This is a genomic window from Jeongeupia chitinilytica (genome assembly GCF_014652315.1).
In the GTDB taxonomy this organism is placed as follows: Bacteria; Pseudomonadota; Gammaproteobacteria; order Burkholderiales; family Chitinibacteraceae; genus Jeongeupia; species Jeongeupia chitinilytica.
This window is the reverse complement of sequence record NZ_BMYO01000008.1, coordinates 160,753-173,194: the sequence shown is the minus strand read 5'-3', so window position 1 is coordinate 173,194 and position 12,442 is coordinate 160,753. Positions and strand designations below refer to the sequence as shown.

General features: G+C 66.1%; 11 protein-coding genes. 6 read left to right on the top strand and 5 right to left on the bottom strand.

What is annotated here, in order from left to right; genetic code table 11:
• Positions 1-7 precede the first annotated feature (7 nt).
• Together lipA and IE097_RS15250 are read left to right on the top strand one after the other, a co-directional pair.
• Positions 8-973, top strand: a complete 966-nt coding sequence (lipA, locus tag IE097_RS15255; protein ID WP_189461713.1) for a lipoyl synthase — start codon at positions 8-10, stop codon at positions 971-973.
• A 66-nt stretch (positions 974-1,039) separates the two neighbouring features.
• The gene (locus IE097_RS15250) at positions 1,040-1,501 is read left to right on the top strand and encodes an acyl-CoA thioesterase (protein ID WP_189461712.1); all 462 of its coding nucleotides are present in this window, start codon (positions 1,040-1,042) and stop codon (positions 1,499-1,501) included.
• Here the strand turns inward: IE097_RS15250 and IE097_RS15245 are convergent.
• The 4 genes from IE097_RS15245 to IE097_RS19545 all read right to left on the bottom strand — a co-directional run bounded on the left by IE097_RS15245 (position 1,498) and on the right by IE097_RS19545 (position 5,082).
• On the bottom strand, positions 1,498-1,797 hold the full coding sequence (locus IE097_RS15245) for a hypothetical protein (RefSeq protein ID WP_189461711.1): 300 nt from the start codon (positions 1,795-1,797) through the stop codon (positions 1,498-1,500). The genes IE097_RS15250 and IE097_RS15245 overlap by 4 nt on opposite strands.
• A gap of 160 nt (positions 1,798-1,957) precedes the next feature.
• Entirely contained in the window at positions 1,958-3,595 is a 1,638-nt protein-coding gene (groL, locus tag IE097_RS15240; RefSeq protein ID WP_189461710.1) for a chaperonin GroEL, read from the bottom strand.
• 54 nt (positions 3,596-3,649) lie between these two features.
• Positions 3,650-3,940, bottom strand: a complete 291-nt coding sequence (groES, locus tag IE097_RS15235; RefSeq protein ID WP_189461709.1) for a co-chaperone GroES — start codon at positions 3,938-3,940, stop codon at positions 3,650-3,652.
• Positions 3,941-4,110: 170 nt separating this feature from the next.
• Positions 4,111-5,082, bottom strand: a complete 972-nt coding sequence (locus IE097_RS19545; RefSeq protein ID WP_308429725.1) for an AraC family transcriptional regulator — start codon at positions 5,080-5,082, stop codon at positions 4,111-4,113.
• 345 nt (positions 5,083-5,427) lie between these two features.
• On the opposite strand from IE097_RS19545, the gene IE097_RS15225 reads away from it, so the two are divergent.
• Together IE097_RS15225 and IE097_RS15220 are read left to right on the top strand one after the other, a co-directional pair.
• Positions 5,428-6,918 (top strand): DUF1254 domain-containing protein, encoded by a 1,491-nt coding sequence (locus IE097_RS15225; RefSeq protein WP_189461708.1) that lies wholly within the window; start codon positions 5,428-5,430, stop codon positions 6,916-6,918.
• Positions 6,919-7,024: 106 nt separating this feature from the next.
• Complete coding sequence (locus IE097_RS15220) at positions 7,025-8,497, top strand: DUF1254 domain-containing protein (protein WP_229797612.1); 1,473 nt, start codon at positions 7,025-7,027, stop codon at positions 8,495-8,497.
• Positions 8,498-8,566: 69 nt separating this feature from the next.
• Here IE097_RS15220 and IE097_RS15215 read toward each other — a convergent pair whose 3' ends face one another.
• A complete protein-coding gene (locus IE097_RS15215) occupies positions 8,567-9,448 on the bottom strand; it encodes a LysR family transcriptional regulator (protein ID WP_189461707.1) in 882 nt (293 codons plus the stop codon).
• 125 nt (positions 9,449-9,573) lie between these two features.
• On the opposite strand from IE097_RS15215, the gene IE097_RS15210 reads away from it, so the two are divergent.
• Together IE097_RS15210 and IE097_RS15205 are read left to right on the top strand one after the other, a co-directional pair.
• Complete coding sequence (locus IE097_RS15210; protein ID WP_189461706.1) at positions 9,574-10,203, top strand: glutathione S-transferase family protein; 630 nt, start codon at positions 9,574-9,576, stop codon at positions 10,201-10,203.
• 97 nt (positions 10,204-10,300) lie between these two features.
• On the top strand, positions 10,301-12,337 hold the full coding sequence (locus IE097_RS15205) for a pyridoxamine 5'-phosphate oxidase family protein (RefSeq protein ID WP_189461705.1): 2,037 nt from the start codon (positions 10,301-10,303) through the stop codon (positions 12,335-12,337).
• The last annotated feature ends 105 nt before the right edge of the window (positions 12,338-12,442 follow it).

Sequence of the window (12,442 nt, the reverse complement as noted above, 5' to 3'; positions counted from 1 at the left end):
ACGGATCATGACCCAAGACACCAAGAACGCCCCCGTTACCGCCGGCACCAAGCTCAAGGGCGAAGCCAAGACCGCCCGCATTCCGATCAAGGTGGTCCAGCTCGAATCCAAGCTGAAGAAACCGGACTGGATCCGCGTGCAGGCACCGAGCCTCAACGGCCGCTTCGGCGAGATCAAGCAGATCCTGCGCGAGCAGAAACTGCACACGGTGTGCGAGGAAGCATCCTGTCCGAACATCGGCGAATGCTTCGGCAAGGGCACGGCAACGTTCATGATCATGGGCGACATCTGCACCCGGCGCTGCCCGTTCTGCGACGTCGGCCACGGCCGGCCGAACCCGCTCGACGCCAACGAACCCGTGCATCTGGCCGAAACCATTGCGGCGCTCAAGCTCAAGTATGTCGTGGTCACCTCGGTCGACCGTGACGACCTGCGCGACGGCGGCGCCCAGCATTTCGTCGACTGCATCAGCCTGACGCGCGCCAAGAGCCCGGATACCCAGATCGAAGTGCTGGTGCCCGACTTCCGCGGCCGGCTCGAACTGGCACTCGAACTCTTCGGCCAGGCACTGCCGGACGTGATGAACCACAACCTCGAAACCGCACCGCGGCTGTACAAGCAGGCGCGCCCGGGCTCCGACTACCTGCACTCGCTGAAGCTCCTGAAGGACTTCAAGGCGATGTATCCGGACGTGAAGACCAAGTCCGGGATCATGGTCGGCCTCGGCGAAACCGACGAGGAAGTCGTCCAGGTGATGCACGACATGCGTGCGCACGATATCGACATGATCACCATCGGCCAGTACCTGCAGCCGTCGAACGGTCACCTGCCGGTGCTGCGCTACGTGCATCCGGACCAGTTCAAGGCCTGGGAAAACCTCGCCTACGAGCTGGGCTTCCAGCACGCCGCGGTCGGCGCGATGGTGCGGTCGAGCTATCATGCAGATCAGCAGGCGCATCACGCCGGGCTCTGAACCGGCGCAGCCGAACCGACAACGCCGGGCTTGCCCGGCGTTTTTCATGCCCAACGAGGAAGACCGATGACCGACCTGCCCCGCCACCAACTGACCATGACCGTGCTGATGACGCCGGACATGGCCAACTTCTCCGGCAACGTGCACGGCGGCGCGCTGCTCAAGCTGATGGACGAAGCCGCCTACGCCTGTGCCAGCCGCTTCGCCGGCGCCTACTGCGTGACGCTGTCGGTCGACCAGGTGACGTTCAAGCAGCCGGTTCACGTCGGCGAACTGGTGACCTTCCTCGCCAGCGTCAACTACACCGGCCGCACCTCGATGGAAATCGGCATCAGCGTGATTGCCGAGGACATCCGCGCCCAGACGGTCCGGCACACCAACAGCTGCTACTTCACCATGGTCGCGCTTGGCGACGACAAGCGCCCGCTCGACATTCCGGCCCATGTTCCGGCCGGCGACACCGAGACCCGCCGCTGGCGGGAAGCCGACCAGCGCCGCCAGCAGCGGCTTGCCGCGGCCCGGCGCTAGTTGAGCCGGGTGACCAGCCCCCAGATGTCCGGCGGCCGCGCCAGCGGCACCTTGCGCACGAGATCGTAGACGCGCGACAGCGCCATCAGCTCGCTGGCGACCGGCAGCGGAAAGCCGCGCCGGTTGCCACGGTCGTCGATCAGCAGAGCATTGAAGTAGTCGTCGAGTTCGGGCCTGCCCCACAGGCCGGCCACCCGGTCGGCAATGCGCGGAAACAGCCGGATCAGCTGATCCGGATAGGCCTGCGCGTAGGGCCCGACGCACTCGCGCAGCTGGGACTCCAGCAAGGTGGTCATCGCTCATCTCCGTATCCGGTGGGCGCCGTGGCGCCGGATTGCCGTCTGCTGCGGCTCCAGTTCCACGCTAGACCACCCGCCACGTCCACCCAAGACCGGCCGACCAACGAAAAAACGCCACCCGAAGGTGGCGTTCCGTTTGCAGCAGCCGGAGCCGGACTCAGAAGTCCATGCCGCCCATGCCGCCCATGCCGCCGCCCGGCATCGCCGGTGCGTCTTCCTTCGGCAGCTCGGCGACCATTGCGTCGGTCGTCAGCAGCAGGCCGGCTACCGAAGCGGCGTGTTGCAGTGCCGAACGGGTCACCTTGGCCGGATCCAGCACGCCGATCTCGACCAGATCGCCGTACTCGCCGGTTGCCGCGTTGTAACCGAAGTTGCCCGAACCTTCGACGACGCGGTTCACGACCACCGACGGCTCGTCGCCGGCGTTGGCCACGATCTGGCGCAGCGGCGCTTCGATGGCCTTCAGCACGATCTTGATGCCGGCATCCTGATCGGCATTGCTGCCCTTCAGTTCGCCCAGGTTGGCGCGGGCACGCAGCAGTGCAACACCGCCGCCGGCCACGATGCCTTCCTCGACCGCAGCACGGGTGGCGTGCAGCGCATCTTCGACGCGGGCCTTCTTTTCCTTCATTTCGACTTCGGTCGCAGCGCCGACCTTGATCACGGCAACACCGCCGGCCAGCTTGGCCACGCGTTCCTGCAGCTTTTCACGGTCGTAGTCGCTCGACGATTCTTCGATCTGCGCGCGGATGGTGGCAACGCGGGCCTTGATCGCGTCTTCCTGACCGGCGCCGTCGATGATGGTGGTGTTTTCCTTGGCCACTTCGATGCGCTTGGCTTGGCCCAGCTCGGCCAGCGTGGCCTTTTCCAGGCTCAGGCCGACTTCTTCGGCGATCACGGTACCGCCGGTGAGGATGGCGATGTCTTCGAGCATGGCCTTGCGACGGTCGCCGAAGCCCGGCGCCTTGACGGCAACGGTCTTGAGGATGCCGCGGATGTTGTTGACGACCAGGGTCGCCAGCGCTTCGCCATCGACGTCTTCAGCGATGATCAGGAGCGGACGGCCGGCCTTGGCCACTTGCTCGAGCACCGGCAGCAGGTCGCGGATGTTGCTGATCTTCTTGTCGAACAGCAGCACGTACGGGTTGTCCAGCAGGGCGATCTGCTTGTCCGGATTGTTGATGAAGTACGGCGACAGGTAGCCGCGGTCGAACTGCATGCCTTCCACGACCGCCAGTTCGTCTTCCAGACCCGAACCGTCTTCGATGGTGATCACGCCTTCCTTGCCGACCTTGTCCATCGCTTCGGCGATCTTGGCACCGATGACTTCATCGCTGTTGGCCGAAATCGAGCCGACCTGGGCGATTTCCTTGCTGGTGGTGGTCGGCTTGGAAATCTTCTTCAGTTCTTCAACCAGGGCCACGACGGCCTTGTCGATGCCGCGCTTCAGGTCGGTCGGGTTGAAACCGGCGGCCACGTACTTCAGGCCTTCGTTGACGATGCCTTGTGCCAGCACGGTCGCAGTGGTGGTGCCGTCACCGGCGATGTCGCTGGTCTTGGAAGCGACTTCCTTGACGAGCTGGGCGCCCATGTTCTCGAACTTGTCCTTCAGTTCGATTTCCTTGGCGACCGATACGCCGTCCTTGGTGATGGTCGGCGCGCCGAACGAGCGCTCGAGCACGACGTTGCGGCCCTTCGGGCCCAGGGTCACCTTGACCGCGTCGGCGAGCACATTGACGCCGGCAACCATCTTCGAACGGGCGGAATCACCAAACTTGACTTCTTTTGCAGCCATTTTCCTGATACTCCTGAATTCTGTAGATAAAAGTTGAAACGTATGGGGCGGAGCTTACTGCTCGACGACGCCCATCACGTCTTCTTCGCGCATCACCAGCAGCTCTTCGCCGTCCACCTTGACGGTCTGGCCGCTGTACTTGCCGAAGATCACCTTGTCGCCGACGGCAAGGCCGAGCGGGCGAACCGAACCGTTTTCCAGGACCTTGCCGTTGCCGACGGCGACGACTTCGCCCATGTCCGGCTTTTCGGCGGCGTTGCCCGGCAGCACGATGCCCGAAGCGGTTTTTTCTTCGGCTTCGACACGCTTGATGACAACGCGGTCATGCAAAGGACGGATTTTCATCGTTGAATTTCTCCTGAGAATTGGGTTGATGCAGCACGAGTGGAACGCTTGGCGTTCGCGAATTGACCTTCGCTTAGCACTCGTCCCTAACGAGTGCCAATAATAGGGGCGAGGTTGGGGGTTTTCAAGAGGGGAGAACCAACGTGCCGGTCGGTGCTGGCCGGCAGGGTTCAGTGCGGCGTGCGCGCCAGCGTCCGGCTCGGCAGCTCGCCGAAGGCGCGGCGGTAGTGCTCGGCAAAGCGGGAGAGATGACGGAAGCCCCATTTCATGGCGATGTCGGCGACACCGTAGCCGGGCGGCGGCATCAGCAGGTCGCGCAGGGCGCCGTTCAGCCGGGCGTTCATGAACCAGCGACCGGGCGGCATGCCGACGCTGCGTCGGAAAATCATCTCCAGCGCACGCCGGCTGTAGCCGCAGCGCTGCGCGACATCCTCAAGGCCGAGTCCGTCCGGCCCCTGCCCGGCCATCAGCCGTTCGCAGGCGAGGACCAGTTGCAGATTGCGCCGTGCCGCGCGGCTGCCCGCACTTTCGTGCAGCAGGTCGGCTTCGCCCAGCGCGTCGACATGGGCGTCGAGCAGCGCTTGCGACACGACCCGCGCCAGCTCCGGATCGATGCCGGTCGACTGCAGCGACAGGCCGAGCCGGAGGGCATCCTCGGCCAGCCGGCCCAGCATTGCCCGGCGGCTTGCCGGCAGCGTCACCGATGCAGCATGGCCCGAAGGCAGGCGCAGCGGCCGGCCGAGCCGGGTTTCGGCGGTGGCCTGCAGCCTTGACTCCGGTACGGTCAGCGTGATCCAGCGCGATGCCGACGAGGCGTGATAAAGCAGTTCGGCTCCGGGCGAATAGACCTGGATTTCATCGCGCTCGAGCGGCTGCGCGTTGTAGCGGACGACCTCGTGGTTGCCGGGAATGAAGGCCATGCACACGAGGTCCTGCGGCATGGCACCCAGCGCCACCAGCGGAAAGTCGTAGCTGCCGCAGTCCAGACAGACGTCACCGATGTCCAGCCGCTGGTGCAGCATGCTGGCCGGCCCGCCGGACTGCAGCCGGTGCTCGAACTGCCCGTCCTGCACCACGGCCAGCATCCCGGCGGTTTCCAGCCCCGCGTAGTGCTGCTGCCGGAAACCAGGCTGAACGTGCATTGTCACACCCCGCTGAAAACTGCGCTTTTCGGATAGAGCCCGCCGGACCCTGCGGCTACGATGGATTGCATCCGCGGCCTGCATCGCCGTCCTCCGTTTCCGCGTCGGAGATCGCGGTACGACACAACCTTTCCGGTCTCGACATTTTCCGATGCAATGAAATGATGTTCGGATACGATGACGCCACCGATGCGGACGGCACGGCCAGCACGGCTGGTATTCACGCCCCGCCGGTCCGGCCGTCAAACCCACAATAACCCCCGCCCGCCCGGCCGTCTGCCGACAATTTACGACGCGCCAGGCCGGTCAATACCAGAACAGCCCCTGTTCGAAGGAGAACGCAGCATGCTCAAGCACTGGAAAATCGCCAGCCCGGTTCTGGCCGTGGCACTGTGTTTTGCGCCGGCCATCCGGGCCGCGGCGCCCGAATCCCCGCTGATCAAGCAGATCAACCACGGCAACTGGCTCGACCAGAAGGAAGCCGAAAGCCTGCGCGACGAGCTGTACTACCAGAACGCGGTACACAGCTACATGACGATGATCCCGCTGCTGAACACCATCGGCATGCGTGACGGCTCGGAAAAGCTGTTCGGCGCCGGCTACAACGTGCTGCCGATCTGGAAGCAGCGCATGGACAGCCGCACCATGGTGCCGACGCCCAACGCCGACGTGATCTACTCGATGAGCTACCTCGACCTGAAGGAAACCGGGCCGCTGGTGGTGAAGGCACCGCCCAACGTCATCGGCATGTTCACCGACTTCTTCCAGCGCACGCTGACCGACGTCGGCGCGATCGGCCCGGACCGTGCGCGCGGCGGCCTCTACCTGCTGCTGCCGCCGGACTGGACCGGCCCGGTGCCGGGTGGCTATTTCGCGGTCAAGTCCAAGACCTACAACGTCTTCCTGTTCTTCCGCACCATCATGGCCAAGGGCACCGGCGAGAACGCCGGCAAGCCGGATCCGGCACCGGCGGTGAAGAACGCCGAACTGACCCGCGTCTACCCGCTGTTCACGCCGGAGAAGGACGCCAAGCCGATGCAGTTCCCGGACGCCAGCGGCAAGAACATCAACATGATGTATCCGACCGACAGCCAGTTCTGGGCCAAGCTCAAGGCCTTCGTCGACTACGAACCGGTCGACGCGATCGATCTGGAAACCCGCGGTGCGCTGGCCTCGATCGGCATCGTCAAGGGCCAGCCGTTCAAGCCGAATGCCCAGCAGCAGAAGCTGCTGCAGAAGGCGGTCGAAACCGCGCCGAAGATGATCCTCGCCACCCGCCAGCTCGGTCGCGAGGACGGCCGCAACCGCTACTACAAGGATCGCCAGTACGAATCCGCCTGGGCCGGCGGCACTGCCGACTGGATGCAGGAAAGTTATCTGGACGTCGCCCAGCGCGCCGGCTTCTTCCAGTACGCGTACTCGTCGGCGCCTGCGATGGCGATGCACACCACCGGCGCGGGTTCGAAGTACCCGTTCACCACGCGTGATGCCAGCGGCAACTTCATGAACGGCTCGCACAGCTACAAGCTGCGCCTGCCGGCCGGCATCCCGGCCGAGCTGTTCTGGGCCGTGACCGCCTACAACGTCACCGACGGCACCATGCCGGAAACCTCGCAGCTGCTGCCGTCGACCAACGGCTACTACGACATTCCGAAGCAGGCCGACGGATCGATCGATATCTGGTTCGGTCCGGAGAAGCCGCAAGGCGTGGTCGACGCGGCCTACATCAAGACCATTCCGGGTCGCGACTTCCTCGTCGCGGTGCGGCTGTACGGCACCGGCGATGCGTTCTACGACCAGACGTGGAAGCCGGACGACATCGTCAAGGTGAAGTAGACGGATTTGCATCCGGCATGCGGGACCGGGGCCACCGGCCCGGTTGCAACCGGCCCCCGCCGCCATTTACCCTGTTTTTACCAGAACACATGACAAAGGAACCCCGATGAAATCCTTCACGCCGAAATCCGCACTGACCGCGCTGGTGTCGCTGGCGCTGATTGCGCCGGTCGCCGCCACTGCTGCCGCAACCACCGCCCCGGCGCCGCAAGCTGCCGCGCTGGCCCAGCCGGCCAAGGGCGTGCAGATGCCGGCCGAGTACGTCAAGACACTGGCACGCAGCGCCTACGTCTGGGGCTGGCCGCTGGTGAACATGCAGAACCGCTTCAACGCGATCACCAAGGCACCGTATCCGGGCAAGCTCAACGGCGTGCTGCCGGCCGCACCGCGCGGCCAGATCAGCATGCTGAACGACTACATCGACCCGTCGCAGAATTTCATCGCCTGCCCGAATCAGGACGTCGCCTACGGCCTGGGCTTCTTCTCGCTCGACGAAGAACCGGTGGTGATCCAGGTGCCGGACTTCGGCGACCGTTTCTGGGTCTACGCGCTGTACGACCAGCGCACCGACCAGTTCGGCGAACTGGGCAAGCCGTATCACAGCAAGCCGGGCTTCTACCTGCTGGTCGGCCCGAACTGGAAGGGTGAAAAGCCGGCCGGCATCCAGGCCGTGGTCCGCAGCAGCACGGCGCTGGCCAACGGCATTCCGCGCGTGTTCATGGACGACACCGCCGCCGACCGCAAGGCGATCCAGCCGCTGCTGAACCAGGTCGTCGCCTACCCGCTGTCGCAGTTCGACGGCAAGATGAAGACCGTGACCTGGGCCGACTCGAAGGCCATCCAGGGGCCGAAGTCGAGCGGTGGCGGCGAGACCAAGTGGGTCGTGCCGGAGAAGTTCTTCGACCAGCTCGGCGCCGTGCTCGATGCCGTGCCGCCGCTGCCGGGCGAGGAAGCGCTGTACGCGCAATACCGCTCGCTGCTCGACGCCGGTGCCAAGGATCCGGCGGTGAAGAAGCTGATGGTGGATACCGCCAAGCAGGCCGAGGAAGACACGATCAAGCAGTTCCACCAGTGGAAGCACAACGGCGTGCCGGCCGGCAACGGCTGGAACCGCTCGGTCAACAACGCGCAGTGGGGACTGGACTACTTCAACCGGACCGGCACGTCCAAGTCGAACATGTTCGACAACCGTCCGAACGAGACCCAGTACTTCTACACCGACAACGACGCCGCCAAGGTGCAGCTCGACGGCAAGAACAGCTACGAAGTCACCTTCGCCGCCGGCCAGGAGCCGCCGGTCCAGGGCTTCTGGTCGATGACGCTGTACAACAAGCACCACTTCTTCTACCCGAACGAGCTGAAGCGCTTCTCGCTCGGCACGAAGAACAAGGACCTGAAGCGCAACGCCGACGGTTCGCTGACCCTGTACGTCGGCGCGAAGTCGCCGGGCAAGGCCAAGGAAAGCAACTGGCTGCCGGCACCGAAGGACAGCTTCTCGCTGTACATCCGCGCGTACTGGGGCAAGGCCGGCATTACCGACGGCTCGTGGCAGCCGCCGGTGATCCGCAAGGTCAGGTGACCCCTTCCCGGCTGTACGCCGGTTGACCGCAAGGCCCCACGCTGTGGGGCCTTTTCCATGCCCGGCGGCTCAGCCCGCCAGCGCCTGTTTCATCCACTGGATGAACAGCCGGGTCCGGTGAGGCAGCAGGCCGGCGTGCGGGTAGACGATGTGCACCGGCAGCGGCGGCAACTGGAATGCCGGCAGCAACGGCACAAGCCGGCCGGCGGCGAGGTGTCCGGTGATCTGGTAGGAAAGGAACTGGCCGATGCCGAGCCCGGCGATGCAGGCCTCGACCGCAGGCAGGCCGTGGTTGCACTCCAGGCTGCCCGAAACCGGCACGCTCAGCGGCCGCCCCTGGTCCTGGAACAGCCAGGTGGTGCGGCCGTTGCCGGTAAAGCGGATGCAGTTGGCGTGGGCGAGATCGCCGGGATGCTGCGGCGCCGGGTAGCGCGAGAGGTAATCCGGACTGGCCGCGACGATGCGGTGGATTTCGCCGACACGCCGGGCGATCAGGCTGGAGTCGTCGAGCGGACCGATGCGGATGCCGACGTCGATCCCCTCCTCGATCAGGTTGGCGACACGGTCGAGCAGCACCAGCCGGCACTGGACCTTCGGGTGTGCCTGCAGGAAGCGTGTCACCGCCGGTGCGACGTACATCTGGCCGAACAGCACCGATGCGGTGACGACCAGCCGGCCGCTCGCCTCGTCCTGCCGGTCCGACAGCCGCTGCTCGGCCTCGTCGATCGCGCCGAGAATCTGCCGGCAGCTTTCGAGATAGTCGCGCCCCTCGTCGGTCAGCGAGATCCGCCGAGTGGTGCGATTGAGCAGCCGCACCCCCAGCGCCTCCTCCAGCGTTGCCAGCGTGCGCACCACCGCCGGCAGCGACGAGGTCAGTACGCGCGCCGCAGCGGTCAGGCTGCCGCACTCGACGATGGCGACGAAGGTCTGCATCGCCCGCAGTTTGTCCATAACGCTGCTCCGTGACCCGATTACTCCGATTATCGGATTAGTTAAATCACGAAACTCGCATTTATTCCAGCACACGCATTATCCACACTGCATGACACCACTCCCCGACACGCGAGGTCCGCATCATGAGCACCCGTCCCATCCGCCTGTACCGTCACCGTCTGTCCGGCCACAGCCACCGCGTCGAGCTGCTGCTGAGCCTGCTCGGCCTGCCCCATGAGCTGGTCGAAGTCGACCTCAAGGGCGGCGCACAGAAAAGCAGCGAATTCCTCGCACTGAACCGTTTCGGCCAGGTGCCGGTGATCGACGACAACGGTACGGTGCTGGCCGACTCGAACGCCATCCTCACCTATCTGGCGCTGCGCTACGGGGCCGGCCGCTGGCTGCCGACCGACCCGCTCGGTGCCGCGCAGGTGCAGCGCTGGCTGTCGGTGGCGGCCGGGCCGGTGGCCTTCGGTCCGGCGCAGGCGCGGCTGGTCAACGTGTTCGGCGCCAAGCTCGACGCGGCCGCGCTGATCGCCCGCAGCCACGCGCTGTTTGCGGTGGTCGACGCCGAGCTGGCGACCCGTCCCTGGCTGGCCGGCAGCGACCCGACCATTGCCGATGTCGCTTGCTACGGCTACATCGCCCATGCGCCAGAAGGCGACGTGTCGCTGGCCGATTACCCGCACATCCGCGCGTGGCTGGCGCGCATCGAAGCACTGCCCGGCTTCGTACCGCTGGTGACGACCGCGGTCGGGCTGGCCGCGGCGTAACCGCCCCTGCACGACACGTGCGGTACCGGAAAGTCTGCAAGGGCGGTCATCCGGCGCCGCCGGCAGGATCGCGCAAACAGGTTTTCAGGAGCTCACCATGGCGCTGGCAGGATGGTCACACGAGGTCTCGCCGTTTCATCCCGGCGAGCAGGCGGTCCAGACACGGGTCGGCGTGCGCGACAAGGTCGAAGCCATCGGCCGCCAGGTCGTCCGTGGCTACATGCCCGACCAGCACCGCGAGTTCTTCAGCCAGTTGCCTTTCGTCGTCCTCGGCGCCGTCGACGCCGAAGGCCAGCCATGGGCAACGCTGCTGGTCGGCGATCCGGGTTTTGCCCATTCACCCGAGCCGCGCACGCTGCGGCTCGACGCCCGACCGGTAAGCGACGACCCGCTCGCCGCCGCGCTGCAGTCCGGCGCATCGGTCGGCCTGCTCGGCATCGAGCTGGAAACCCGCCGGCGCAACCGGATGAACGGCCGAATCGGCGAGGCCGACGCGCACGGCATCTCGGTCGCGGTCACGCAGAGCTTCGGCAACTGCCCGCAATACATCCAGAAGCGCGATTACCGCCGCGTCGTCCCCGACGCCGTACCGGCACCGCCGGAACGGACGACGACGCTCGACGCTGCGGCGATGGCGCAGATCACCGCGGCCGACACCTTCTTCATCGCCACCCACTTCACCGAAACCGGCGCGGCCAGCGAGACCGGCCGTGACGGCAGCGACGTCTCGCACCGCGGCGGCAAGCCCGGCTTTGTCCGCATCGACGGCAACACGCTGACCTGGCCCGATTTCGTCGGCAACTTCCACTTCAACACCCTCGGCAACCTGCAGGCCAACCCGCGCGCCGGCCTGCTGTTCCCCGACTTCGACAGCGGCGACCTGCTGTATCTGGCCGGCCGTGGCGAGATCGTCTGGGAGGGCGACGAGTTGCTCGCCTTTGCCGGTGCCGAGCGGCTGGTCCGTTTCCGCGTCGACCGGGTCGTGCGGCTGCGCGGCCGGCTGCCGCTGCGCTGGGCCTTGCGCGAAACGTCGCCGATCCTCGCCGGCACCGGCGACTGGCAGGCCGTCGACAAGGCGGTGGCACTGGTACAGCTCGCCGACCGGTACCGGCCGTTGCGCGTGCTGCAACGCGTCCGCGAGAGCGAGACGATCACCTCGTTCCACCTTCAGCCGGCCGACGACCTCGGCGTCGTGCCCTACCAGCCCGGCCAGTTCCTGCCGATCCGGGTCGACGTGCCGGGACTGGGGCTGCTGACGCGGACGTATTCGCTGTCGCAGGCCGCCGACGGGCAGACGTACCGGATCTCGGTCAAACGCGAAGGCCGCGTGTCGGCGCAGCTGCACGATGCACTGCAGGCAGGCGACCTGCTCGACGCACAGGCGCCGCGCGGCCGGTTCGTGCTCGACGCGGCGAGTACCCGCCCGGTCATCCTGCTGAGCGGCGGCGTCGGCATCACGCCGATGCTGGCGATGCTCGATGCGCTGGCACCGCCCGGCGGCGAACCTCACCGTGCGCGCTCGGTCTGGTTCGTCCACGCCGCGCGCAACGGCCGCGAACACGCCTTCGGCGCACGGCTGCGCGAGCGGGCCGCACAACACGGAAAACTGCGGCTCCACGTCCGTTACTCGCAACCCGACGAAGCCGACCGGCTCGGGCTCGATTACGACAGCGCCGGCCGCATCGATGCCGACCTGCTGCGCAGCCTGCTGCCGCTCGACGACTACGACGTCTACCTGTGCGGTCCGGACGGATTCATGCGTCAGGCGTACTGGGCGCTGCGCGGGCTCGGCATCGCCCGACACCGCATCCACTACGAGTTCTTCGGTCAGGGCGAACCGCTCGAGGCCGATGCCGCAGCGACCATCCCGGCTCCGACGGTAGCGCAAGCCGTGCGGTTCGAACGCAGCGGCGGCAGCACCGAATGGCAGCCCGGTCAGACCCTGCTGGAAGCCGCCGAAGCCAGCGGGCTGTCGCCGGCCTACAGCTGCCGCGCCGGCCTGTGCGGCAGCTGCAGCACGCCGCTGCGCGAAGGCAGTGTCTGCTACCCCAATCCGCCGGCCTACACGCCACGCGACGGCGAGGCGCTGATCTGCTGCGCGATGCCGACGACCCCGGTGGTACTGGCGCTCTGAGGCCGCCGCGGACGGCGCCGAGCCCCGGCACGGCGACACTGCGAGGCAAATACTTACAACGTCTCGCCACACATCGTCGATTTCGGCTATTTTGTAAGAAACATC

Bases quoted from the DNA above. Each gene is read 5' to 3' on its own strand.
- lipA (WP_189461713.1), top strand. From the start codon at position 8: ATGACCCAAGACACCAAGAACGCCCCCGTTACCGCCGGCACCAAGCTC.
- IE097_RS15250 (WP_189461712.1), top strand. From the start codon at position 1,040: ATGACCGACCTGCCCCGCCACCAACTGACCATGACCGTGCTGATGACG.
- IE097_RS15245 (WP_189461711.1), bottom strand. From the start codon at position 1,797: ATGACCACCTTGCTGGAGTCCCAGCTGCGCGAGTGCGTCGGGCCCTAC.
- groL (WP_189461710.1), bottom strand. From the start codon at position 3,595: ATGGCTGCAAAAGAAGTCAAGTTTGGTGATTCCGCCCGTTCGAAGATG.
- groES (WP_189461709.1), bottom strand. From the start codon at position 3,940: ATGAAAATCCGTCCTTTGCATGACCGCGTTGTCATCAAGCGTGTCGAA.
- IE097_RS19545 (WP_308429725.1), bottom strand. From the start codon at position 5,082: ATGCACGTTCAGCCTGGTTTCCGGCAGCAGCACTACGCGGGGCTGGAA.
- IE097_RS15225 (WP_189461708.1), top strand. From the start codon at position 5,428: ATGCTCAAGCACTGGAAAATCGCCAGCCCGGTTCTGGCCGTGGCACTG.
- IE097_RS15220 (WP_229797612.1), top strand. From the start codon at position 7,025: ATGAAATCCTTCACGCCGAAATCCGCACTGACCGCGCTGGTGTCGCTG.
- IE097_RS15215 (WP_189461707.1), bottom strand. From the start codon at position 9,448: ATGGACAAACTGCGGGCGATGCAGACCTTCGTCGCCATCGTCGAGTGC.
- IE097_RS15210 (WP_189461706.1), top strand. From the start codon at position 9,574: ATGAGCACCCGTCCCATCCGCCTGTACCGTCACCGTCTGTCCGGCCAC.
- IE097_RS15205 (WP_189461705.1), top strand. From the start codon at position 10,301: ATGGCGCTGGCAGGATGGTCACACGAGGTCTCGCCGTTTCATCCCGGC.